The sequence below is a fragment of the Gymnodinialimonas sp. JB5-7 genome (assembly GCF_055693405.1).
In genome coordinates this window covers 673,215-696,689 of the sequence record NZ_JBVFUX010000012.1, presented here as the reverse complement: position 1 = coordinate 696,689, position 23,475 = coordinate 673,215, and the positions used below count along the sequence as shown (strand labels likewise).

23 protein-coding genes and 4 pseudogenes are annotated in these 23,475 nt (G+C 60.8%); 13 read left to right on the top strand and 14 right to left on the bottom strand.

What is annotated here, in order from left to right:
• The first annotated feature begins 11 nt into the window (after window positions 1-11).
• Window positions 12-738 (top strand): annotated as a pseudogene (gene recO / locus ACZ1HK_RS11565) (DNA repair protein RecO).
• Here recO and thpR read toward each other — a convergent pair.
• The 4 genes and pseudogenes from thpR to ACZ1HK_RS11545 form a co-directional block, all read right to left on the bottom strand.
• On the bottom strand, window positions 713-1,249 hold the full coding sequence (gene thpR / locus ACZ1HK_RS11560; protein ID WP_472628834.1) for an RNA 2',3'-cyclic phosphodiesterase: 537 nt from the start codon (window positions 1,247-1,249) through the stop codon (window positions 713-715). The pseudogene recO and the gene thpR sit on opposite strands and share 26 nt — an antisense overlap.
• A complete protein-coding gene (locus ACZ1HK_RS11555; RefSeq protein WP_472628833.1) occupies window positions 1,249-1,716 on the bottom strand; it encodes a Rossmann-fold NAD(P)-binding domain-containing protein in 468 nt (155 codons plus the stop codon). Before ACZ1HK_RS11555 ends, thpR begins: the two co-directional genes overlap by 1 nt.
• Entirely contained in the window at window positions 1,707-2,246 is a 540-nt protein-coding gene (locus ACZ1HK_RS11550; protein ID WP_472628832.1) for an NAD-dependent epimerase/dehydratase family protein, read from the bottom strand. Before ACZ1HK_RS11550 ends, ACZ1HK_RS11555 begins: the two co-directional genes overlap by 10 nt.
• Before the next feature lie 77 nt (window positions 2,247-2,323).
• Window positions 2,324-4,007 (bottom strand): annotated as a pseudogene (locus tag ACZ1HK_RS11545) (acyl-CoA dehydrogenase family protein).
• Between the two features lie 231 nt (window positions 4,008-4,238).
• Between ACZ1HK_RS11545 and ACZ1HK_RS11540 the strand changes: the two are divergent.
• The gene (locus ACZ1HK_RS11540; protein ID WP_472628831.1) at window positions 4,239-4,955 is read left to right on the top strand and encodes a sulfite exporter TauE/SafE family protein; all 717 of its coding nucleotides are present in this window, start codon (window positions 4,239-4,241) and stop codon (window positions 4,953-4,955) included.
• A 212-nt stretch (window positions 4,956-5,167) separates the two neighbouring features.
• On the opposite strand, the gene ACZ1HK_RS11535 is transcribed toward ACZ1HK_RS11540, so the two are convergent.
• Both ACZ1HK_RS11535 and ACZ1HK_RS11530 read right to left on the bottom strand, forming a co-directional pair.
• The gene (locus ACZ1HK_RS11535; RefSeq protein ID WP_472628830.1) at window positions 5,168-5,716 is read right to left on the bottom strand and encodes a DUF3859 domain-containing protein; all 549 of its coding nucleotides are present in this window, start codon (window positions 5,714-5,716) and stop codon (window positions 5,168-5,170) included.
• Between the two features lie 84 nt (window positions 5,717-5,800).
• A pseudogene (locus tag ACZ1HK_RS11530) lies at window positions 5,801-7,395 on the bottom strand (phosphoenolpyruvate carboxykinase).
• A gap of 369 nt (window positions 7,396-7,764) precedes the next feature.
• Between ACZ1HK_RS11530 and ACZ1HK_RS11525 the strand changes: the two are divergent.
• The 7 genes and pseudogenes from ACZ1HK_RS11525 to ACZ1HK_RS11495 all read left to right on the top strand — a co-directional run bounded on the left by ACZ1HK_RS11525 (window position 7,765) and on the right by ACZ1HK_RS11495 (window position 13,242).
• Window positions 7,765-8,467, top strand: a pseudogene (locus ACZ1HK_RS11525) (response regulator).
• 30 nt (window positions 8,468-8,497) lie between these two features.
• The gene (locus ACZ1HK_RS11520; protein WP_472630825.1) at window positions 8,498-10,201 is read left to right on the top strand and encodes a sensor N-terminal transmembrane domain-containing protein; all 1,704 of its coding nucleotides are present in this window, start codon (window positions 8,498-8,500) and stop codon (window positions 10,199-10,201) included.
• Between the two features lie 3 nt (window positions 10,202-10,204).
• Entirely contained in the window at window positions 10,205-10,663 is a 459-nt protein-coding gene (locus ACZ1HK_RS11515) for an HPr kinase/phosphorylase (RefSeq protein ID WP_472628829.1), read from the top strand.
• Window positions 10,664-10,677: 14 nt separating this feature from the next.
• Window positions 10,678-11,553 carry an RNase adapter RapZ gene (gene rapZ / locus ACZ1HK_RS11510; protein ID WP_472628828.1) on the top strand — a complete coding sequence of 292 codons (876 nt, stop codon included), beginning with the start codon at window positions 10,678-10,680 and terminating at the stop codon, window positions 11,551-11,553.
• Window positions 11,554-11,592: 39 nt separating this feature from the next.
• Window positions 11,593-11,985, top strand: coding sequence for a PTS sugar transporter subunit IIA (locus tag ACZ1HK_RS11505; RefSeq protein WP_472628827.1), 393 nt, complete (start codon window positions 11,593-11,595; stop codon window positions 11,983-11,985).
• Between the two features lie 15 nt (window positions 11,986-12,000).
• Entirely contained in the window at window positions 12,001-12,288 is a 288-nt protein-coding gene (locus tag ACZ1HK_RS11500; protein WP_472628826.1) for an HPr family phosphocarrier protein, read from the top strand.
• Between the two features lie 66 nt (window positions 12,289-12,354).
• The gene (locus ACZ1HK_RS11495) at window positions 12,355-13,242 is read left to right on the top strand and encodes a lysophospholipid acyltransferase family protein (protein WP_472630824.1); all 888 of its coding nucleotides are present in this window, start codon (window positions 12,355-12,357) and stop codon (window positions 13,240-13,242) included.
• A gap of 7 nt (window positions 13,243-13,249) precedes the next feature.
• On the opposite strand, the gene ACZ1HK_RS11490 is transcribed toward ACZ1HK_RS11495, so the two are convergent.
• A complete protein-coding gene (locus tag ACZ1HK_RS11490; RefSeq protein WP_472628825.1) occupies window positions 13,250-14,125 on the bottom strand; it encodes a 3-hydroxybutyryl-CoA dehydrogenase in 876 nt (291 codons plus the stop codon).
• Between the two features lie 206 nt (window positions 14,126-14,331).
• Between ACZ1HK_RS11490 and ACZ1HK_RS11485 the strand changes: the two genes are divergently transcribed.
• On the top strand, window positions 14,332-15,144 hold the full coding sequence (locus ACZ1HK_RS11485; protein ID WP_472628824.1) for a DUF6473 family protein: 813 nt from the start codon (window positions 14,332-14,334) through the stop codon (window positions 15,142-15,144).
• Between the two features lie 67 nt (window positions 15,145-15,211).
• Here ACZ1HK_RS11485 and ACZ1HK_RS11480 read toward each other — a convergent pair whose 3' ends face one another.
• The 3 genes from ACZ1HK_RS11480 to trhA all read right to left on the bottom strand — a co-directional run bounded on the left by ACZ1HK_RS11480 (window position 15,212) and on the right by trhA (window position 17,754).
• Window positions 15,212-16,138 (bottom strand): electron transfer flavoprotein subunit alpha/FixB family protein, encoded by a 927-nt coding sequence (locus tag ACZ1HK_RS11480; protein ID WP_472628823.1) that lies wholly within the window; start codon window positions 16,136-16,138, stop codon window positions 15,212-15,214.
• Window positions 16,138-16,899, bottom strand: a complete 762-nt coding sequence (locus ACZ1HK_RS11475) for an electron transfer flavoprotein subunit beta/FixA family protein (RefSeq protein WP_472628822.1) — start codon at window positions 16,897-16,899, stop codon at window positions 16,138-16,140. Before ACZ1HK_RS11475 ends, ACZ1HK_RS11480 begins: the two co-directional genes overlap by 1 nt.
• Before the next feature lie 186 nt (window positions 16,900-17,085).
• On the bottom strand, window positions 17,086-17,754 hold the full coding sequence (trhA, locus tag ACZ1HK_RS11470) for a PAQR family membrane homeostasis protein TrhA (RefSeq protein ID WP_472628821.1): 669 nt from the start codon (window positions 17,752-17,754) through the stop codon (window positions 17,086-17,088).
• Window positions 17,755-17,973: 219 nt separating this feature from the next.
• Here trhA and ACZ1HK_RS11465 point away from each other — a divergent pair, with 219 nt between their 5' ends.
• Together ACZ1HK_RS11465 and ACZ1HK_RS11460 are read left to right on the top strand one after the other, a co-directional pair.
• A complete protein-coding gene (locus tag ACZ1HK_RS11465) occupies window positions 17,974-18,336 on the top strand; it encodes a hypothetical protein (RefSeq protein WP_472628820.1) in 363 nt (120 codons plus the stop codon).
• An 11-nt stretch (window positions 18,337-18,347) separates the two neighbouring features.
• Entirely contained in the window at window positions 18,348-18,692 is a 345-nt protein-coding gene (locus ACZ1HK_RS11460; protein WP_472628819.1) for a hypothetical protein, read from the top strand.
• A 7-nt stretch (window positions 18,693-18,699) separates the two neighbouring features.
• Here the strand turns inward: ACZ1HK_RS11460 and ACZ1HK_RS11455 are convergent, their stop codons facing one another.
• The 4 genes from ACZ1HK_RS11455 to ACZ1HK_RS11440 are packed head-to-tail and all read right to left on the bottom strand — an operon-like array spanning window position 18,700 to window position 21,021.
• A complete protein-coding gene (locus ACZ1HK_RS11455) occupies window positions 18,700-19,272 on the bottom strand; it encodes a cob(I)yrinic acid a,c-diamide adenosyltransferase (RefSeq protein ID WP_472628818.1) in 573 nt (190 codons plus the stop codon).
• Window positions 19,260-19,484, bottom strand: coding sequence for a twin transmembrane helix small protein (locus tag ACZ1HK_RS11450; protein ID WP_472628817.1), 225 nt, complete (start codon window positions 19,482-19,484; stop codon window positions 19,260-19,262). The genes ACZ1HK_RS11455 and ACZ1HK_RS11450 overlap by 13 nt, the downstream gene beginning before the upstream one ends.
• Before the next feature lie 52 nt (window positions 19,485-19,536).
• Window positions 19,537-20,364, bottom strand: coding sequence for an SDR family NAD(P)-dependent oxidoreductase (locus ACZ1HK_RS11445; RefSeq protein WP_472628816.1), 828 nt, complete (start codon window positions 20,362-20,364; stop codon window positions 19,537-19,539).
• A 60-nt stretch (window positions 20,365-20,424) separates the two neighbouring features.
• Entirely contained in the window at window positions 20,425-21,021 is a 597-nt protein-coding gene (locus ACZ1HK_RS11440) for an SH3 domain-containing protein (protein ID WP_472628815.1), read from the bottom strand.
• Window positions 21,022-21,170: 149 nt separating this feature from the next.
• On the opposite strand from ACZ1HK_RS11440, the gene parC reads away from it, so the two are divergent.
• Window positions 21,171-23,474, top strand: a complete 2,304-nt coding sequence (gene parC, locus ACZ1HK_RS11435; RefSeq protein WP_472628814.1) for a DNA topoisomerase IV subunit A — start codon at window positions 21,171-21,173, stop codon at window positions 23,472-23,474.
• Window position 23,475: the final 1 nt, after the last annotated feature.

Genomic DNA, 23,475 nt, shown 5'->3' with positions numbered 1-23,475 from the left:
TAGTTGTACCCATGGAATGGCGAGCCGATGGCATCTTGATAGCCCTGCGCCGACACGGCGAATCCGCGGCGATTGTGGAGCTGTTTACCGCCGAGCATGGGCGGCATCTGGGCGTTGTGCGCGGCGGGGCGTCCCGCAAGATGGCGCCTTTGTTGCAGATCGGCGCACAGTTGGATGCGACGTGGAAGGCCCGGCTGGCAGAGCATATGGGCAGTTACACGGTCGAGCTGAAGCAGAGCCGCGCCGCGGAAGTGTTGGACGACCGGACGGCACTTGCCGGAATGGCGGCCGTTTGTGCCCTTCTGTCGTTCAGTCTTCCTGAACGCGCGCCCTATCCGGCGCTCCATGCACGGTCCCTTGCCTTGCTTGATGCGTTGGGAGCCGAGAAATGGTCTGAGGCCTATCTGGGCTGGGAGATGGCGCTTCTCGAAGAGATGGGGTTCGGATTGGATCTCAGCACGTGCGCTGTGACCGGCGCGACCGAGGATCTTGTCTATGTGTCGCCCAAGACCGGGCGCGCGGTGTCGCGCACTGCGGCGGGGGAATGGGCGGATCGGCTCTTGCCGCTTCCCGCAGTTCTGCGCGGGGGTGGCAACCTTGTCGGACATATCCCTTGGCTTGCAGACCACAGGGCATTTCCTGACCCATCACCTGGCCCGTAGCCTGGGCGATCGCGCCCTCCCCGCCGCGCGGCAGCGCTACGTGGATCTGCTTAGCCGAGCGGATAGTGCGCCATAACCTCATGCACCGCGCCATGGGGCGTGAGTGTAGATTGGTACAGGCACATGCGGCGGGCCGTGAACGCAGGGATCGCGCAGGGCTGGCCGATTGCGGTGGCAAGACGGTCACGCGCCGGGCCGACGGGCTGGCGGTTGGCACGCATAAGGGTGACGTGGGGTCGGAAGCGGCGGCGCGGAAGGTCTGCGCCGGCTTGCCGTGTGACTTGCGCGACTTTGGATTGCAACGCGGTCAATGTCGGCGTCGCTTGCACCTCTGCAAAGACGAGACCACGCTCCATCTCGGCGAAGGTGCCCAATGCCCCAAAATGGATCTCTGGCGCGGGAAGACGGGCACTGTCGAGCAGGTCGTGCAGTGCCTCAACCACGGGCTCCGGCACCTCTCCCAGATAGGCCAGCGTCAGGTGCAGGTTCTCCTCGGGCACTGGCTTGCCAAAGGGCAGGTGCGACTGCGCAGCGACCAATGCGTCCACGGCGCCTTCTTCTATCGGAAGCGCCACGAAACTGCGCATCAGGCCACCGCAGCAGCCGCGCGGTCGATGGTGGTTTTCACGGGCGTGAAGGTGATGCCCAGATCGGCCTGTGTGGCGGAGGTGTCGAATTCCGGCATGTAGCCGACTTGTGGCAGGATGCCTTTCACCGCCGGATCGAAGAGCGCCAAAACCTTCAGGAGCCATCCCGGCGCTTGCCGGGTTGCGATTTTGCGGTCGGGGTATTGCGGGGCCAGATGCTGGGCGATGGCGGGCATCATCATTGACCCGGCTGAGCCGATATAACGTTTTCCTGCGGTTTCGGGACGGTCCATCGCCGCGATATGCATGGCTGAGATGTCGGCGACGTCCACCATGCCAAAGCCCATTCCTGGAAGAGCAGGGTCCTTGCCGCCCATGATCCGTGCGATGAGGTTCAGGGAGGTGCCGTAGTTCTCATCAAGCGGCGCGCCGAGGACGAGGGATGGATGGATGGTTGTCATTTGCATTTCTGGGTGGTCTTCGACGAAAGCCCAAGCGGCCTTCTCGGCCAGCGTTTTGGATTTGTAGTAGGCCGTGGCGCGGGATGGTTGGGGTCAGTCCACTGGTCCGGGCCTTTAGGAATAGGCAGATCATTCGCCTCAATCGCCACAACCGAGGATGTCAGGACGACCCGTGTCACGCCCGCGGCCTGTGCGGCTTTGAGGGCGCGCATCGTGCCGTCGACGGCCGGGCGGATGATATCGTCTTCGTTCTTCGGCTGCGACATCGGGAACGGAGAGGCGGTGTGCATAAGCACATCATGGCCTTGCAACGCATCGCTCCAGCCGTCGTCGCGGGTCAGGTCAAGTTCGACAAACGAAAGCCTGTCCAGCGCGCCTGCGTTGCTGAGATGCGGGCGGACGGCGTCCCGGACTTCATCTGCACGAGACACGCTGCGGAGCGATCCCGTCACGGAATGTCCGGCTTCAAGCAGATCAAGGGCAATGCGCTTGGCAATGAAACCCGTGACACCGGTAAGAAAGACGTTCTTGGACATGTAGAACTCCAATCATCGAAAGTGAACTGCTTAGTTCACTTTCGATGTAGAAGCCAGAGGCGATCGTTCAAGGGCAATCAGCCAAGCAAGCGGCGGGCGATGACCTGTGCCTGGATTTCGGCGGCACCCTCAAAGATATTGAGGATGCGCGCGTCACACAGGATGCGGCTGATCCCGTATTCCAGCGCGAAGCCGTTGCCGCCGTGGATTTGCAGCGCGTTGTCGGCGCAAGACCATGCAACGCGCGCACCCAGCAGCTTGGCCATCCCGGCCTCCACATCGCAGCGGCGGTCATTGTCTTTTTCCCAGGCTGAGAAATAAGTCAGCTGCCGGGCGACCATGATCTCAACCGCCATCATCGCCAGCTTGCCTGAAACGCGGGGGAATTCGATCAGGGCCTTGCCGAATTGCTTGCGGTCTTCGGCATAGGCCATGCCTGCGTCGAGTGCGGAGCAGGCAACGCCGACGGCGCGGGCGGCGGTCTGGATGCGGGCGGATCTCGAAGGTTTGCATGAGCTGCTTGAAACCTTCGCCCTCCTTGCCGCCCAGAAGGTTTTCACCCTTCACTTTGAAGTCGTCAAAGTTGACCGTGTATTCCTTCATGCCGCGATAACCGAGCACTTCGATCTCGCCGCCTGAAATGCCCGGGTCCTGCCAAGGCACCTCATCCGTGCCGGGGGTCTTCTCGGCCAGGAACATCGACAGGCCCTTATAGTTGTCGGTGTCGGGCACCGTGCGGGCGAGGACGGTCATGACATGGGTGCGGGCGGCGTGGGTGATCCACGTCTTGTTGCCATTGATGATCCAGTCGCCGTTTTCGTCTTGCGTGGCCTTGGTGCGGAGCGAACCGAGGTCGGAGCCGGTATTTGGTTCCGTGAAGACGGCGGTCGGCAGGATTTCACCGGAGGCGAGACCGGGCAACCATTTCTCTTTCTGTTCGTCGGTGCCACCGGCCAGGATCAGCTCGGCCGCGATCTCGCTGCGGGTGCCGAGGGACCCCACGCCGATATAGCCGCGCGACAGTTCTTCGGAGACGACGCACATGGAGGCTTTGCTGAGGCCAAAGCCGCCGAACTCTTCGGGGATGGTCAGACCGAACACGCCCATTTCGGCCAGTTCGTTGATGACCTCCATCGGGATGAGTTCGTCTTTGAGGTGCCATTCATGGGCGTCGGGGATCACGCGGTCGACCGAATAGCGGCGGAATTGTTCGCGGATCATCTCAAGTTCATCATCAAGGCCAGGGTTGCCCACCGTGATCTCTGCCGAGCGTTCGCGCATCAGTTCCACGAGGCGCGTCCGGGCGGCCTGGGTGTTGCCGCCCTGGGTCAAGGTCATGACCGCATCGTCCATCATGGCGCGCTGGTCGTCTTGCGTCAGGCCCATATCCTGCGGGCGCAGCATCTCGCCCTGGTTCATCTGCAGCCCGCCATACATCTGCCAGAGGTATTCGCCGAAGGTGATTTGCAGGATCAGCTGTTCGACCTCGCCGAATTTGCCGTCAGCGTCGAGGCGCTCGGCCCATTTGTGCATCTGGCGCAGGGCCTCGACATAGGTGGCGAGCCAGGCCAGGCCGTGGGCGGCTGTCTGATTGGCCTCGATCAAAGCGCCCGAGACGCGGTCGCCTTCACTGACGAGGCCGCGCACACGATCTTTTGCAGCGGCCAGCAGAAACTCAGCCGGGGCGACGGCGGCGCCGGTCAGTTTCAGAAGGTCCGGCAGGATCACGAATTCAGCGTCGAATTGGCCGTCACGGGGCATGGAATCACCTCTCAGCAAAAGCGGGTGTCATGGCAGAATAGCACGTCTCGGTGTACGTAGTTTGTTTGCAGGTGCAGCGCAACAAAAATGCTGCATTGCATCATAATGCGCATGAAAATGTCGCAACGGAATTTGGGGTGCGGCCCCGCCATGTGGGGCATAGAAGGGCGTTATGTTGTCTGAATGTGCTCAACCTGATGCCTGGCTGGAACTTTTGCGGTTGTGCTTGGCGTGACCCTGTTGGCGGGGTTGGTGAAGGGCGCAATCGGCTTTGCGCTGCCGCTGATTATCGTATCGGGTTTGTCGCTGGTGCTTGATCCGTTGCTGGCCCTGGCCGGTGTGATCCTGCCCGCGCTGTTTTCCAACGTGTTGCAGGCGGCCCGCCACCCGCTGCCCGACATCAGGGATGCCATTGGGGAGCATTGGCGGTTCATCCTGATGGTCTGTTTGATGATCCTGATCGTGGCGCAAATCGTGGTAATGCTGCCGGAGCGGGCGTTCTACCTGATCCTCGGCATCCCTGTGATTGGCCTGTCGCTGGTACAATTGTTTGGCTGGCGCCTTGTGATCCCGGCGGAGCGGCGTCGGATGGCCGAATGGGTGATCGGCGGGATGGCAGGGTGCACCGGTGGCATCACTGGCAGTTGGGGGCCGCCAACCGTCCTTTATTTGATGGCGCTAGAGACGCCCAAGGCGCGCCAGATGCTGGTGCAGGGGGTGATCTATTCGATTGGCGCGATCGCATTGGTGGCGGGCCATGCGCAATCGGGTGTTCTGAACGGCACTACCTTTCTGTTTTCGGCTGTGCTGTTGATCCCGACCTTTATCGGCATGCAGATCGGGTTCCGGATCGGCGACCGGATGGATGGGGAACGCATCCGCAAGATCATTCTGATCGTTCTGGTTCTGGCCGGTGCGAACCTGATCCGGCGCGGTGTGTTTGGCTAGGTGTTGCGCTCGCTGACGCGATCGCCGGGGGCGAGGGGCAAGCCCCCTCGCGCTCCCCCATCGCATTCAAGGCACGGTCGTTGCGGGTCGAGAATAATCACTGTCCGAGGGTGCGCACCAAAAGGTGCATTTTCAGGGAACAAAGATGGGCCGGCTGTGACAGCGGGCGAGGATTGTGCTTGTGGCCGGAGGAGGGGCCGGGTGGCATTCGTTCAGGACATGAACGACCCGAGGCAGGTGCTGACCACCTGCGGCATCAGTTCCGGCTGCACGACTTCAAAAGCGATGTGAAATAGCTCCACTCCGTCGAGCGTGTGGGCTGAAAATGTCCACTCGCCCAACAGCAGCTCGTTCGGCGTGTCGAAGCTGAAGCCCATCAGGCTGGGGCCGACATCCTCGATATCGCTGATCCATTGTTCCACTTCGATCCCGCTGTCGGGGTACGGCGGGTGGGTCACGGTCACGGTGACGGGGTCATGGATCGTCCCCAACGGCGCCGTGGCCAGTACCCCGAACCCAATGCCAATCTCGGCTGGCACAAGCTTCTGGCGGAATTGGAAGTCAGGGATGATCGGCACAATGTTGAGATGGCCAGAGGCGGTATCGGGCGCGGGGTCGCGCCGTTCGGGTTCCTGGGCGCAATAGATGCCGTAAACCAACTCGGCTATGCCATCGCTGATGCGAGGGTTTTCTGTACCTGACTGTGCGAAAACGGAAGCGGGCAGGATCAACGCAAGGACGAAGAGGATGCGGGCCAGCATGGCGCCTCCGATGGATAGGAAAAAGGGCTGGAGGTTAGATAACCACCAGCCCTTGAAACTCAAGGTAAGGGTATTGCGCGGGGCCTAGATGGCAGCGGCGCGCACATCTTCATCGATATGGGCGACGTATTGCGCAAAGTTGTCGGCAAACATCTGCACCAGCATTGAAGCCTGTTTGTCATAAGCCACGCCGTCGGCCCATGTGCCGCGCGGATCGAGCAGATCATCCTCGCAGCCCGGGCAGGTGGTCGGAACCTCGAACCCGAAATGTGGGTCCTTGCGGAATTTGCCGCGGTTGAGCGTGCCGTCGAGCGCCGCCGTCAACAAGGCGCGCGTGGCTTTGATGGGCATGCGATTGCCGGTGCCAAAGGCGCCGCCGGTCCAGCCCGTGTTCACCAGCCAACAGGTGGCCCCGTGTTCTGCGATCTTCTCACGCAGCAGGTCGCCGTAAACCTCCGGGCGGCGCGGCATGAAGGGCGCGCCGAAGCAGGTGGAGAAGGTCGGCGTGGGCTCGGTCACGCCACGCTCCGTCCCGGCAACCTTGGCCGTGAAGCCGCTGAGGAAGTGGTACATGGCCTGCGCCGGGGTCAGCCGTGCGATCGGGGGCAGAACGCCGAAGGCATCGCAGGTGAGCATGACGATGTTCTTGGGATGGCCCGCGACGCCGGTGTCCGACGCGTTGGAGATCATGTCGAGCGGATAAGCGCAGCGCATATTCGCGGTCAGACTGTCATCGTCGAAGTCCAGCTCAAGCGTGTCTTCGTCGTAGATCATGTTCTCGATCACGGTGCCGAATTTTTGCGTGGTGGCGTAGATCTCTGGCTCGGCCTCTTCGCGGAGGTTGATCGTTTTCGCATAGCATCCACCTTCGAAATTGAAGGTGCCGTTGTCGGACCAGCCGTGTTCATCATCGCCGATCAGCGTGCGGGATGGATCAGCGGAAAGTGTTGTCTTGCCCGTGCCGCTCAGGCCAAAGAACACCGCTGCATCGTCCGGGTCGCCAATGGCGTGGTTGGCCGAGCAATGCATCGCCATCACGCCTTTTCCGGGCAGCATGTAGTTCAGCAGGGTGAAGACAGACTTCTTGTTCTCACCCGCATATTCCGTGTTGCCGATCAGGATCAGCTTTTTCTCGAAGTTCAGCGCGATCACCGTCTCCGACCGGCAGCCGTGCCGCGCGGGGTCTGCCTTGAAGGTCGGGCAGTTGATGATGGTGAACTCTGGCACGAAGCTCGCCAGTTCCTCTGCATCGGGGCGGCGCAGCAGATGGCGGATGAAAAGGTTGTGCCACGCAAGCTCGCTGATCACGCGCACATCAAGGCGATGTTCGGGATCGGCACCTGCGTAAAGGTCCTGCACGTAGTAGTCGTTGCCCTTCATATGCTCCAGCATATCGGCGTGGAGCAGATCGAACGCCTCAGGCGCCATGGGCGCGTTGTTGTCCCACCAGATATGGTCTTCGACCGCGGGCGTGCGCACGACGAATTTGTCATTGGGGAGCGTCCGGTGAACTGTCCGGTAGAGACAAGGAAGGTGCCGCCCTTGCCGATGCGCCCTTCGCCACGCTCGACCGCGGCCTGCATCAACGCGGGTTCCAGCAGGTTATAATAGACCGATCCGAGCCCCGTGATGCCTTGTTGATCAAGCGTGTGTGCGGGGTTCACGCGTCCATTGGTCATGGCTGGAATGCTCCTGAAGGGCTGAGTATCGCCCGGTCCTTTATGCTGGCGGCGCAGAATTGCACTGCCTGCTCCGAGCTATAACATGACGTTTTTCGGCCTGAACAGGACGCGACCGCACAGTTAGCGCAACCATTAGCGCAATCAGTGCGAAATAAAGTTGCGCGCGGAGCACGTTCGCCGAAATTGCTGTTTTCCTGCGCAAATGCCCTCGAACCAGCCATGCCTTCACCCGGCATTAACGCAAAATGGCCACACTTCCGGCGTGCTGGTGAGTCGCGCGGGAGATTTCCGATTGATTCTCAAGCGCGAAAACTGGAAGCTGCCCGAAAAAATAATGTACCGAGCAGTAATCGAGGACATGAAAGTATGGCCCGCATCGCACTTGTCGATGACGACAGGAATATCCTGACGTCTGTGTCGATGACCCTTGAGGCAGAGGGTTTTGACGTAGAAACTTATAATGATGGGCAGTCCGCACTGGACGCCTTCAACCGCAAATTGCCGGATCTGGGTGTCTTCGACATCAAGATGCCGCGCATGGATGGCATGGATCTACTCCAACGCCTGCGCCAGAAATCCCAGATGCCCGTGATCTTCCTGACGTCGAAAGACGACGAGATTGACGAGCTTATGGGCCTGCGCATGGGGGCGGATGACTATGTGAAAAAGCCTTTCTCGCAGCGTTTGCTGGTCGAACGCATCCGCTCGATCCTGCGCCGCCAGGACGCGATCGCGTCTCGATGCGACCGGCGCACCGGAAGAAAGCACGGTGCTGGACCGCGGTGATCTTCAGATGGATCCACTGCGCCATGCCGTAAGCTGGAAGGGCCGGGACGTCACGCTGACGGTAACCGAGTTCCTGCTGCTTCAGGCGCTGGCGCAACGGCCCGGTTTCGTGAAGTCGCGCGATCAGCTGATGGACGTTGCTTATGATGAGCAGGTCTATGTCGATGACCGTACGATCGACAGCCACATCAAACGCCTGCGCAAGAAGATGCGCTCGGTCGATGATGAGTTCTCTGCGATCGAGACACTCTACGGCATTGGCTACCGCTACAACGAAGAATAAGGGGCGCCTCCCGTGCCAGCCGACGTCTCGATGACCAACCGCCGCGCCGCAGAGCGGGCGGACATTGTGTTGGGTGAGGATTGGGATCGCCCCCAGGCGAACCTGGAGAGCGAACTTAGGGCCGCGCGGGCGCGCAGGTCGCTGATTTCGCTCAACTCCTCGCCGCTTGCGCGCAAGATCATCCTGTTCAACCTGCTTGCGATCCTGATCCTCGGGATCGGGTTCATGTGGCTCAACCCGTTCCGCGACTCCCTGGTGGCGCAGCGGGAACGGGCGCTTGCCGTGGAAGCCCAGTTGATTGCGGACGTGTTTGAGGCAAATCTGCCCCAGGCCGCACCGGCCAACCTTGTGACCGGTGATGGCGTCGATGCAGAGGCTGTTTTGTCTCGGATCGGTCTGACCGAAGGGGTCGATATCTTTGTCTTTGCGGCAGATGGCACGCTTGTGACATCGACGCAGGAAGTGGGTCGCAGCGTGGCACGCCCGGTGCGTGGCCTGGCGCCGCAGGCGGGCGAGACCCTGCTGATCACCGATTTCCTGAATTCGATCTGGAACGGATTGTCCGGCATTCTGGGGCGTACCGAATCCACCGCCTTGCCCGCCGGGCCAGAGGCGCATGTGGCTATGGTGGAAGCCGCCCTTGGCGGCGCGACCATCCTGCAACGCGGCGAAGACGCGACCGGCACCTTGTTTGCAGCGGCCACGCCCATTGACGGCGCGACCGGTCCCTTGGGCGTTTTGGTTGTGACGACTGCTGCCGGTGAAATCGACCAGCTTGTGCGCGTCAACCAGGAACAGGCCATGCAGGTCTTCGTTGTCGCGTTGATCGTGTCGATTGCCTTGTCGTTGGTGTTGGCGTCGACCATTGCCAATCCGCTCGCTGATCTTTCAGCAGCGGCTGAGCTTGGGCGCGACAAGAATGCGCGCAAGATGTCGCCCACGCGCGTCCGCATCCCCGACCTGACTGGGCGGCCGGATGAGATTGGCCGCCTATCGGGCGCGCTCAGGGGCATGGTTGCCGCGCTTTACGATCGGATCGACAGCAACGAACAGTTCGCGGCCGATGTAAGCCACGAAATCAAGAACCCGCTGGCCTCCTTGCGATCAGCGGTCGGCACGTTGAACGTCGCGCGAACGGATGAACAGCGCGCGCGGCTTGTGGAAGTGATCGAACATGACGTGCAGCGGCTGGACCGTCTGGTCAGCGATATCTCCAACGCATCGCGCCTCGATCCCGAACTTGTGAAGGAAGAGGAAGAGGAATTCGACCTCGTCCGCACACTCGACAATATCAGCCATTACCACTCGGAAGAAGCTGCGAAGAAGGGCGTCGAGTTCATCACCGACCTGCCGGATCGCTCCATCAGCATCGCCGGCCTGGAAGGGCGCCTGGCGCAGGTCTTCGTGAACCTCATCGGCAATGCGATTTCTTTCTGTGACGAAGGTGATGCGGTACGCCTATGGACCCGGCAGCGCGAAAATCGCGTGCTGATCGTGGTTGAGGATACGGGGCCGGGCATCCCGGAAGAGGCGCTGACAAAGGTGTTCAATCGCTTCTATTCGGAGCGCCCCGTGCAGCAGTTTGGCAATCACTCCGGCCTCGGCCTCGCCATTTCCAAACAAATTGTGGAGGCTCATGGCGGCGTGATCTGGGCCGAGAATATCCGCCCGACCGAGGCGGATGTGACCTCCGAACCGCTCGGCGCACGCTTTGTTGTCGGCCTGCCGATCTAAGGCGTGGATATAGTCGAACCACTAGATCCCAGGATTGCTGCACGCGACGGTGAGGATCTGTATTTCAACGCAAGCGCCGTTGCCTATCAGGGCCGCGGCGTTTTGCTTTTGGGCCCTTCTGGCAGCGGCAAGTCTTCTGTTGCGCTTGGTCTTCTGGCCTTCGGGGCCGAGCTGATCTGCGATGATGGGATATGGCTCCGGGCCGGATTGCTCACGCCACCGCAGGGCGCGCCAAACCTGATCGAGGCACGAGGGATCGGGCTTTTGAACACAGGCCCGCTTTGCCCTTCGGCCCCGTTGTCTCTTGTGGTGGAACTGGGCCAGGCCGAGGGCCAACGGCTTCCGCCGCGACGGTTCGTCGCCGCAGATGACGAAAAAGTTCCGTTGATCCGGGCAGAACACGGCCCCACCCTTGAAACAGCGATCCTGCAAGTGCTGCGTCATGGACGCGGCGATTATTGACCTGAAAGCCACGAATGCCCGGCCCATCCGCCCATGTCGTCATTGTCACCGGCCCGTCTGGCGCCGGACGGAGCACCGCGATCAATGCGTTAGAGGATTTAGGTTTCGAGGCGATCGACAATTTGCCGCTACGCCTGTTGCCCCGCCTTTTGAAGGGCACGCCGCCAGATCGCCCGCTGGCCCTTGGCATTGATCCACGCACGAGGGATTTTGGGGCAGAGGATTTGCTGCGGGCTTATGACGGATTGCGGGCAGATGCGGCCTATACCGTCGATCTGATCTACCTTGATTGCGAACCCGGCACGCTCTTGCGCCGCTATTCCGAGACGCGGCGCCGGCATCCGCTGGCCCCGGATGCGGATCCGGCAGACGGAATTGCGCTTGAACGTCAGATGCTCGCCCCATTGCGCGACCGCGCGGACGTTCTGATCGATACGACGAGCCTGAGCGTTCATGACACCCGTGCCCGGATCGAGCATGTATTCGCCCCGGGCAGCGGCGCGCGCATGGCGATACAGTTGACCTCGTTCTCGTACCGGCGCGGGGTGCTCCAAGCCGCTGACATGGTGTTTGACTGCCGCTTTCTGCGAAATCCGCACTGGGATGCAACCCTGCGTCCGAAGGATGGCCGCGACGACGCGGTGCGTGCGTATATCGCAGAAGATGACCGTTTCGCGCCTTTCCGCGATCAAGTCATGGGGATGCTGGACCTGCTTTTGCCGGCCTTCAAGGAAGAGGGGAAGAGCCACCTGACCGTCGCCTTTGGGTGCACGGGCGGCAAGCACCGGTCCGTCGCGATGACCGAGATAAGCGGCCAGGCGCTTGCGGAACAAGGCTGGCAGGTGTCTATACGGCACCGAGATGTAGAGAACGATCGGATCTCGCGCTGACAGCAGCACCGCGATCAAACCGGGAGAGGCTGCCAAACCGTGATTGGCGTCGTCATCGTTGCCCATGGTGGCCTAGCGAAAGAGCTGAAACGCGCAACCGAACATGTTGTGGGTGCACAACATGCCATGGTTGCCATCTCCATCGGCCCTGAAGATGACCGAACGGCACGCACGCGCGAGATTTGCGATGCCGCGGATTCCGTGGATCAGGGCGATGGCGTGGTCGTTGTGACGGACATGTACGGTGGCAGCCCATCGAACCTGTCCTTGCGCGCCTGCCGGCCTGCAAACCGCAAGATCCTGACCGGTATGAACCTGCCTATGCTGGTCAAACTGGCCAAATCGCGGCAATTGCCCGTGGACGAAGCAGTCAGCCGCGCTGCGGAAGCTGGCCGGCGCTACATCAACAGCTTCGATGGCGCCCCGGAATAGGAATAATGTGACTTCATGAGCGACAGCGCCACTTCCGCCACCCGGACCCTGGAGATCGTGAACACCAAGGGATTGCACGCGCGTGCGTCCGCCCGTTTCGTGGAAGTTGTAGAAGATCACAATGCCACTGCCGAGGTCCGAAAGGATGGGCTAAGCGCCGCCGGGGATAGCATTATGGGCCTTTTGATGTTGGCAGCATCCAAGGGAACCTTTATTGAAGTCGAAACCATTGGGGCCGAGGCAAACGCCTTGGCAGACGCTTTGGAAGCTCTGGTCGCCGACCGGTTCGGCGAAGACAGCTGATGAAATCGGCGCTTGGCCGCACGGTTTGATCGGGCAGTTTGGAAGGGACAAGAGCAGTTGACGGATTTGGGTTCCCGAAACATTTCGGCACCTGCGCCGACCAGGACCCCTGGGCCGGACGGAACCTATGACCGCCGGTCTCTGACCTATTCGAATTCCTTTCCCAATCCGTTTGTGCGCTTCACGATCAGAGCCATCGAATGGATGACCGGGAAGATCACCATCATCAACCGGGTCCGCAAATTCGAAAGCCTGGGTGAGTTCAAGGGCCAGGCGTTCTGGCCTGCAACCATGAAGGTGATGGGCATCGAATTGCAGACGCCGGAACACCAGCTGGCGCGCATTCCCGAAGAGGGCCCCGTGGTCTTCGTCGCCAACCATCCGCACGGTCTGGTCGATGGGATGATCCTGGCAGACCTGATTGGGCGCCGCCGCAATGACTACCGCATCCTGACCCGGGCTTTGCTGACCGGGATCGACGAATCTGCGTCGAGCTACATGATCTCCGTTCCCTTCCCGCACGAAGCGGACGCGCAGCAAAAGATGCTGGATATGCGCGCGCAGGCCATGGCGCATTTGAAGGATAACGGTCTGATTGCCCTGTTCCCGTCGGGTGCCGTCGCAGCCTCGGACAGGATGATGGGGCAGCCCATTGAAGGCGAATGGAACGTATTCACCGCCAAGATGATCCGAACCTCAGGCGCGACAATCGTTCCGTGTTTCTTCACGGGGCAGAACAGCCGCGCCTACCAGATCGCCAATCGCATCAGCCCGGTGATCCGCCAGGGCCTTTTGATCCATGAGGTTGTGCGCAGCTTTGACAAGCCGCAAGCTCCGATCATCGGTAATCCGATCACTCCGGATGAGTGGCAAGACCGGATTGGCAAGCCGCGCGAGTTCATGGCTTGGCTGCGCGAGCGCACGCTTTCACTCCGCGACAACCCCGACCAATAGGCCTAGTTCAGCGCGTCGGAACCGGGCTGTCCCCACGGTAGTCGTAGAATCCGCGTTGTGTTTTGCGGCCCAACCAACCGGCCTCCACATACTTGGTCAGAAGTGGGCAGGGCCTGTACTTGGTGTCAGCCAGGCCGTCATGCAGGACATTCATGATCGCAAGGCAGGTGTCCAATCCGATGAAATCCGCCAGTTCAAGCGGGCCCATGGGATGGTTGGTTCCCAGTTTCATCGCCATGTCGATTGAAGTGACATTTCCGACCCCTTCGTAGAGCGTATAGACCGCTTCGTTGATCATCGGCATGAGGATGCGGTTCACGATAAATGCCGGAAAATCTTCGGCCGTGGCGGCAGTTTTGCCGATCGCATCCACCACAGATTTACACGCCTTGAAGGTCTCTTCGTCGGTCGCGATGCCGCGGATCAATTCCACAAGCTGCATCACGGGAACCGGGTTCATGAAGTGGAACCCCATGAACTTTTCGGGCCGGTCCGTGCGGCTCGCCAGCCGCGTGATGGAAATCGAAGAGGTATTCGATGTCAGGATCGTGTTCGGCTTCAGGTGCGGCAGAAGATCCTCGAAAATGGCTTGTTTGACGGTCTCTCGCTCAGTCGCGGCCTCGATGATCAGATCGGTCGGCCCCACCTCCGCCAGTTGCAGCGTCGTCCGGATGCGGCCCATGGCGGCATCTTTCTCGGCGGCGGCGATTTTCTCACGGCCGACTTGCCGTTCAAGGTTTTTGTCGATCAGCGCCGTGGCCGCATTCAGCGCATCTTGGCTGACGTCCGAAAGGATCACATCATATCCGGCCAACGCGCAGACATGCGCGATCCCGTTGCCCATCTGTCCAGCGCCGACAATTCCGATGCTTTGGATGCCCATGACTGGCCCCTTTGTGTTCCCGTGCGTCAGGCGCAGACTATGCGTGCCGGGCGGGTAAGGACAAGCCGTCTCGGATGCGCATATCCGCACGCCAGATCGCTCCGAATTTCCTAAAATAATAATCAATACAAAGGGTTAGAGAAGTATCAACGATTGTGGGCCAAATCTATCTGCGGGTGAGTCTCCTATGAGTCGGAGCGAGAGTGATGAGCATTGAACAACGAGGGCGTATGCCCCTCGACTATAACCCTGTGGTCCTACCGGGGTCGGTCCTGCGATTTCGCGGGCCTTTGGAAGCGGATCGGCAGCCGTCGATCGTCTGCATCGGCGGGTCTGAAACCTTTGGCCGCTTCATCGATGCGCCTTTCCCGGCGCAGCTGAACGAACATCGTGACCAACCGGTCCTGAACCTTGGCGTCATGAATGCGGGTCTGGATGTATTGATGACGGATCATGCAATCCTTGGCGCTCTGGACGGTGCGGATGCCGTGATCCTGCAGATCATTTCAGCACATAACATGTCGAACCGGTTTTATACGGTGCATCCCCGCCGCAATGACAGGTTCCTGACGGCCAGTACCATGCTGCGCACGATCTATCCGCAGGTCGATTTCACGCAGTTCAACTTCATCCGTCACATGCTGACGCAGTTGCACGCCTTGTCCGCTGACCGGTTCGAAATCATCCGCACTGAGTTGGAGGCGGCGTGGACCGCCCGCATGATCCGTTTTCTCAAGCATATTGCGGCCCCGGTCCATTTGCTGTGGTTGTCGAACCGCGCGCCCGATGACGGGGCAAGCGGCGATATGTCGACCGACCCCCTGTTTGTGACGACCGACATGCTGAACCAGGTCGCCCGGCACGCCGCCAGTCTGACGGTTGTGACGCCAGATGGAGTTGAGGCATCTGACACGCTTCAAGGGAAGTATTTTGGCCCGAAAGACGAAGCCGCTGCACGGCTGTTGCCGGGGCCGAAACTGCATGCACTCGCGACGGAAGAGCTTCTGCGAAAGCTGTGATCGCACACGAAAAAGCCCCGCGCCGGACAGACCGGGCGGGGCTTTACGACAATCTAGACGTCTCTGATCAGAGCTTGCCGGTCAGCTCCGGTACGGCATCGAACAGGTCCGCAACCAGACCGTAATCGGCGACCTGGAAAATCGGGGCCTCTTCGTCCTTGTTGATCGCAACGATCACTTTGGAGTCCTTCATGCCGGCCAGGTGCTGAATGGCGCCAGAGATGCCAACAGCCACATACAGCTCAGGCGCCACGACCTTGCCAGTCTGACCCACCTGCCAGTCGTTCGGCGCATAGCCCGAGTCGACGGCGGCGCGGGACGCGCCAACGGCGGCACCCAGCTTGTCAGCCAGGCCTTCGATCAGGGCAAATTGCTCTTCCGAGCCGACACCGCGGCCGCCAGAGACAACGATTCCAGCCGAGGTCAGTTCCGGACGATCCGAGGCTGCAACCTTGTCTTCAATCCAGCTCGACAGGCCAGGGTTGCCTGCGGCGTCGATCATCTCGACCGCGGCAGACCCACCGGTGCCCGCAGCGTCGAAGGTGGATGTGCGGAAGGTTACGACCTTCTTCGCATCCGACGATTTGACCGTCTGGATCGCGTTACCTGCGTAGATCGGGCGCTCAAACGTATCGCCATCGACCACGGCGGATGCGTCCGAGATCACCATGACGTCCAGCAGCGCGGCGACGCGCGGCATGACGTTTTTGGCGTCCGTCGTGGCGGGTGCCACGATATGCTCATAGTCACCAGCCAACGCTACAATCAGAGCCGCCGTGGGCTCGGCCAGGCGATGGCCAAGGCTATCGTCTTCGGCGCAAAGCACCTTGGCGACGCCGTCGATGGTGGCCGCTTCGTCAGCAGCCGCCTTCGCGGATGCACCGGCACACAGCACGGTCACATCACCCAGCATCTTGGCAGCCGTTACAGCCTTGGCAGTGGCGTCCATCGCCAATTCGCCCGCGTTCACTTCGGCAAGGAGAAGAACAGCCATCAGATGACCCCCGCTTCGTCTTTGAGTTTCGTGAGAAGTTCGTCGACCGATCCGACCTTGACGCCAGCGGCGCGCGCTTCGGGCTCTGTCGTGGAAACCACGGCCAGGCGCGGTGTAACATCGACGCCGTAATCGGCGGCCGTCTTTTCATCCAAAGGCTTTTTCTTCGCCTTCATGATGTTGGGCAGCGAGGCATAGCGCGGCTCGTTCAGGCGCAGGTCAACGGTGATGATGGCAGGCATCTTCACTTCGATTGTCTGCAGACCACCGTCCACTTCGCGCGTGACCTTTGCGGTGTCGCCGTCGATATCGACCTCAGAAGCAAACGTGCCTTGCGACCAACCCAAAAGCGCCGACAGCATCTGGCCCGTGGCGTTCATGTCATTGTCGATGGCCTGCTTGCCCGCCAGCACAAGGCCGGGCTGCTCTTCATCGATCACGGCCTTGAGGATTTTGGCAACCGCCAGCGGCTCAATATCCGTGTGCACATCGTCTGCCGCAACCACGAGGATCGCGCGATCCGCACCCATGGCCAAAGCCGTGCGCAGGGTTTCCTGGCTTTGCTTCACGCCGATGGAAACCGCGACAACCTCGTCGGCTTTCCCGGCTTCTTTCAGGCGGATCGCCTCTTCGACGGCAATCTCGTCAAACGGGTTCATCGACATCTTTACGTTGGCAAGATCGACGCCAGAACCGTCCGCTTTCACGCGAACCTTCACGTTGTAGTCGATCACGCGCTTAACAGGCACCAGGACCTTCATGGCGTTCTCCTCTGTCACAAGCCGGGCGGACCCAAGCAATTATCTTGGCTCGAGAGATAGACCCAAGCGGCGCCGGAAAATAGGCCAAAATCGACGCGGTTTGGCGTTCCGACGCCGCGTTACGTGCACGTCAAGGAATGCATGTTCCGCCGAGTCGTCAAAATTCCGAATCTTGACCGCTCCGGGTCAGGCCATGAACGCGACTTCCGCAGCGATGGCGGCGTAGCAAAGACCAGTCCCGGCCAGGACAAAGACATGCCAGATTGTGTTGTGAAACGGCAGGCTGCCCCAGACATTGAAGATCACACCGGCGGAATAGGTCAGGCCCCCGGCGACCAGCAGCCAGAACGCCACAGGCGACAGGGTGCTGACCAGAGGGCCGCCCATCACGGCCCCTGCCCATCCCAGGCCCAGATACAGCATGATCGTTAGCGCATTGAACTGACGTCGAGACGCCAGAATGATCGTGGCCCCGGCAAGGGCCACGGCCCAAATCCCCGCCAAAAACCCAAGGGAGCCTGAGGCCAGCGCGATAAATGGCGTATACGTTCCGGCGATCTTCAGAGAGATCGCAGATTGATCGAGCCGCCGCAGACCCGGCACCAAATCTTCCCGCTGAACCAGGTTGTAGAGGGCTGAGCAGACCCACATTGCCAACATCGTCACGGCATAGATTACGGCGGCCGTCACCGCACCCGGATCCCCGATCCAAACGGCGACCAGCGTGACCAGAACCGGCCCCGCAATCAGCGCCCCGCCAATGCCCAGACCATGAACGACCGCGTCCGAGATATACTCGGCCCGGCTGTATTCCCGGTTGGGTTTGACGTGTGACATGCCGAGAGGATAGCCCATGTTCGGTTAACAACCATGTAAACAATCAAAAACAAATTGTGTCGTTGCGTCATGGCGGTAAGAACAGGCTATAAAAATGCGGAGCTGGCTCGGGCTGGGCGGGACCTTGTCGCCGCCGCAAGTGCCTTGGTCTCAGCGCTGCCCGCAACGCCGATAGGCACACCGCGATTGGTGTGTTGTTGTGATCGGTGCATTGATCCGCCGGCACTCAGCGCCATCATGCGAACGCCTCCGCAAGACTGGTCACGCGATCTGGTATCGCAATATTACGGCGGTGCAGGTGCCGTAGGCGGGGACGATAGCCCCGAGGGGCAAGAAGAAGCATGGATCGTCCTTGTCCATACCATTGCGCTTCTGGCCCAGGGTATCGCCTTGCCGCGTGAAGAACAGCGCGACTTCATGCGGGCCAATCATTTTGTCGAGCCGGAATATTGGACCATGAACCTTCTGCGCACCGGCGTGGTCCAAACACGCCGCGCGCAAGACAACGCGCAGGTGCAGGCCGTTTTGACGGATTGCGTGGCTCTTGCCGCGGCGAAAGGGGGCGCTTTCTCCGTGACGCTCTTGGCTTTCTTGCGTTGACGGGCGACGGCTTGCCGCCCTTTTTGGCCTCGATCAAGGGCTGGCCAGCGCGGCGGCAGCTCCGGTTCTGGACCTCCCTTTGCGGGTGGATCGACCACAGCCCACACCCGCGCAATCCGGTGCATGGCATAGACCTGCATCAGTACCACATCGCGATGCCCGTCGCGGGGCGAGACGCCCTCTGCGCCGCCCTGGAAGACCCGGCAACCGAGCGCCTGATCGAACGTTACGCGCTGGCAGCGCAAGACGAGGATTGGGCTCGCTACCTGTCGCGTTTGTTGCAATGGCGCGAGGCGACGTTGCTGTCGACCCAATGGTCGGACCGGGCGACAGAAACCCTGATGGACCGGCGCTAGACGGGCGTTACCGGTTCGCGCCTGGAACCCACAACACGTCATCCTTGCCGCTGTTGTTGGCGATGCGCCCCGCAACAAAGAACCAATCCGACAATCGATTGAGGTATTTCACCCCCGCCGGATTGATCGACTCGACGCCACCCAACTCCACCGAAAGCCGCTCCGCACGCCGTGCAACCGTCCGGCAGATATGCAAATGCGCCGCGAGTGCAGAGCCGCCGGGCAGGATGAACGACCGCAAAGGCTCCAAAGCGCCGTTCATCTCGTCAATCTCGGCTTCCAAGCGATCCACTTGCGCCTCTGCGACGCGCAGCGGCGGGTATTCGCGTTCGCCGTCCATCTCCATGTTCGGCGTGCACAGGTCTGCGCCAAGGTCGAAAAGGTCATTCTGGATCATCGCCAGACGCTCGGCCATTTGCCCGTCGGCATGCAGCTTGGCCACGCCGAGCGTCGCGTTCAGCTCATCCACCGTTCCATAGGCCGTGACGCGGGCGGAATGCTTGGCCACGCGGCTGCCATCCCCCAGCGCAGTTTCCCCGGCATCCCCGGTGCGTGTGTAAATCTTGTTCAGTACAACCATGGTTCAGCCCCCGATTGGCAACGGAAATAGACGAACGCGAGGATCAAAAGGATCGCCACAAACTGCGCGCCCAACCGCCACCGCATGAACTTGTTGCTTTCCTTGGCCGCATCCGCGCCGCCCTTGCGGAAAGAGTTGATGCCCAAAAGTAAAATGATCAACACAGCGGCGCACGCCACCAATGCTGCAATAAGGAGGGGGTCGTCTGTCATGGTCACTCCGCTCGACTCGTCCGGGCTTACCTAGCGGTTCAGGCGCAAAAGGCTAGAGCCGTGCCGCAATCGCGTCCAGCGCGCGTTGTGGCAGGAAGCGGCGCAGACCCTCGGCGATATGGGTGGCCCCGGTGATATGGTAGCGCGGGCGCGGGTTGGGCGACTCGATGGCGTGGATCAACCGGCGGATGACGGCATCGGGTTCCTTCTGGAACGGCGCCCGGCCCGAATCTTCATAAAGATGATGGAACAGTTCACGTTTGTAGCGATCGGGATCAGCGGAGTTTTCCCAATCGATCCAACGCTCGAAATGTGGGATGGAATTGATCCGGAACTTCGACGTGACCGGCCCGGTGTTGAGCGTCGAGATGTAGATGCCCGTCCCCCGCATCTCCAGCCGCAGAGTGTCCGTCAGCCCCTCCACCGCATGTTTGGAGGCATTATAGGCCCCCCGCCATTTCATCACATGGCGCCCAAAGCCAGATGAATGCTGCACGATCCGACCATGGCCCTGTGCGCGCATGGTGGGGATCACAGCGCGGGTCAGATGGTGCAGGCCAAAGACGTTGGTCTCAAACGTCTCGCGCAGGCCATCCGTGGGAAGGTCCTCAACCGCGCCAGGCAGGCCGAAACCAGCATTGTTGAACAAGGCATCCAGACGGCCGCCGGTGCGTTCCAGCACTTCGGCCAAACCGCCATCAATGCTGGTTGTGTCGGCGCAATTCAGAAGGACGCTTTCGAACCCCTCCTGTTCAAGGCGGGCCTTGTCTTCCGGCTTGCGGACACTTGCGAAAACGCGCCAGCCGCGCCCCTGCAGAGCATGCGCCGCCGCATAACCGATCCCGCTGGAGGATCCTGTAATCAATATGCTTTTTGTCAAAAGTTCGGCCCGCGCGTTTTGTGCCCCTATGGGTATGACACCGCACCCAAGGCGCGCAAGTCAGTTGACGGGTTCAAGGAAGCGCGCGGCCATGTAGCCTTCGAGGCCACTTTCCAACACGCGCAGATGCGCCCATCCGTCCGGCGCGTCGGCAAGGAATTCGACCTCGTCGCCACGCACCAGGCCCGCCAGGACGGCTGTGTTGGTCGACGGGCCGGCGCGAAAGTTCACGTTGCTGCCGGCGACGCGCCAGATGATGCGCGCGCTTTCAGCCTGTTCTTGCGCAACCTCAACCGCGTCCGGGTCCACAACCGAGACTGCCGCGACCGTGGCGCGTCCGTCCGTGGGCATAAGGTCAACAGGATCAATCACGGCAGTGATTTCCAGCAATTCGCCATCGGCGCGCTCGAGCGCATAGCCGTCATCGGTTTCCAGCAGATCATCGGTCAGCTCGTGGCGCAGGGTGCGCGAGGCATCGGGTGGCGCCACACGCGGCGGGCGCTGCGCCCCGGCCTGCGCATCACTGATCATCGCGACGAGCCAATTCTGCCCTGCGCTGCGCGTCACTTCGACTTGCTGCGTGCCGTGGTCCTCACCGGGGACAACGATCAAAACGATGTAAATGGCCACGATCAACGTGACGGTCATGCGGATCATACCGCGCCCTCATTCTAATTTGCCCCGGAGAATCTGTGGATAAGCCTTCTGCCGATTCGAAAATAGAGATTCTTCGGGGGAAAAACCCCGTCCGCGTGGCTTTGTTCCCTTGCCGATACAAGCAACCGCAGGATATGCACATGATCTAGATGAGCAGTGATAACGACACACAAGATGACCGGCAGGAACAGGAATCGCTAAGCCGCGCAATCGGCTCGCGCTACCTGCAATACGCCCTGTCGACGATCATGCACCGCGCCTTGCCGGACGCGCGCGATGGGTTGAAGCCAGTCCATCGTCGGATTCTATATGCGATGCGAGAATTGCGGTTGGCCTCGAATGGCGGTTTCCGCAAATCCGCAAAGATCAGCGGCGATGTGATGGGCAATTACCACCCGCACGGTGATGCCGCGATCTACGACGCGATGGCACGCCTGGCGCAGGATTTCGTCATCCGCTACCCGCTGGTCGATGGGCAGGGCAATTTCGGCAATATCGACGGCGATAACCCGGCTGCCTCCCGCTACACCGAGGCACGTATGACGCCGATGGCGGAGGCTTTGCTAGAAGGTCTCTCTGAGGATGCCGTCAATTTCCGCGACAACTATGACGGCACCCTGACAGAGCCTGAAGTTCTTCCCGCCCAGGTCCCGAACCTTCTGGCCAACGGCTCCTCCGGGATTGCCGTGGGCATGGCCACGAACATCCCGCCCCACAACCTTGATGAGCTGATCGCAGCCTGCCTGCACCTGATCAAAACGCCGGACGCGCGCGATGATACGTTGTTGAACTACGTGCAGGGCCCCGATTTCCCCACCGGCGGCGTGATTGTCGAGCCGCCTGAAAGCATCGCTGAGACTTATCGCACCGGCAAAGGCGGATTTCGCCTGAGGTCGAAGTGGGAGATCGAGGATCTGGGCCGCGGCCAATGGCAGATCGTGGTCACGGAAATCCCCTATCAGGTGCAGAAGTCCAAGCTGATCGAGAAGCTGGCCGAACTGATCCAGCAAAAAAAGGTGCCAATCCTCGCCGATGTCCGGGACGAATCCGCCGATGACATCCGCATCGTGCTGGAACCCCGCGCCAAGACAGTCGATCCCGAAGTGCTGATGGGTACGCTGTTCCGGCAGTCCGATCTGGAAAACCGCTTCAGCCTGAACATGAACGTTCTGATCGATGGGCGCACGCCTAAGGTTTGTAGCCTCAAAGAGGTTCTGCGCGCCTTCCTCGATCACCGTCGCGATGTTCTCATCCGCCGTTCCAAGCATCGGATGGCGCAGATCGACCACCGGCTCGAAGTGCTGGAAGGCTTCCTGATCGCCTTCCTCAACCTCGACCGCGTGATCGACATCATTCGCTACGACGACGCGCCAAAGGCCGCCTTGATGCGCGAAACCTGGGATCAGGATTTCGTCCGCGCCACGTCTGAGGCGGACTATCGCAGCCCGGCTCCGGGTGAGGGCGAACTCACTGAAGTGCAGGCCGAGGCCATCCTCAACATGCGTCTGCGCAGCCTGCGCCGTCTGGAAGAGATGGAGTTGCAGGCAGAGCGTGATCGCTTGATGGAAGAACGCGCCAACCTCGACGACCTGCTGGCCGAAGAAGATCTTCAGTGGAACAAGATCGCTGAAGAACTGCGCGAAGTGCGCGGCAAATTCGGTGCGAAAGTCGAAGGCGGCGCGCGCCGAACGATGTTTGCCGAAGCGGGCGAAGTCGAAGACGTGCCCCTTGAAGCGATGATCGAGAAAGAGCCGATCACGGTTGTCTGCTCCCAAATGGGCTGGATCCGGGCGATGAAGGGCCATGTGGACCTGTCGTCTGAGATGAAGTTCCGCGACGGCGACGGCCCGCGTTTCGCCTTCCATGCACAAACGACAGACAAGCTCCTGATCCTTGGCAGCCAGGGCCGCGTTTACACGCTTGCCGCGAATGGCCTGCCCGGTGGTCGTGGTCTGGGGGAACCTGTGCGCCTGATGGTCGACCTTCCCAACGAGGTGCAGATCGTTGATTTGTTCACGCACATCCCCGGCACCAAACGCCTCATGGCGTCCAGCGCAGGCGATGGGTTTGTCGTGGCGGAGGAGGAAATCCTCGCCCAGACCCGCTCTGGCAAGCAGGTCCTGAACGTGAAGGACGGCGTCACCGCCCTGGTGTGCCGTGCCATTGCCGAAGGGGATAGCCATGTCACCACCGTTGGCGAAAATCGCAAACTCCTGATCTTCCCGCTGGAAGAATTGCCGGAAATGGGTCGCGGCAAGGGCGTTCGTCTTCAGAAGTTCAAAGATGGCGGCCTCAGCGACGCGCGCACGTTCAATCTGTCCGAGGGCCTCACCTGGCTTGACCCTGCGGGCCGCACGCGGACAGAAGTTGAGCTGGCCGAATGGACCGCCAAGCGCGCGTCGGCCGGGCGCATGGCACCACGGGGCTTCCCACGGGACAACCGATTTACCTGAC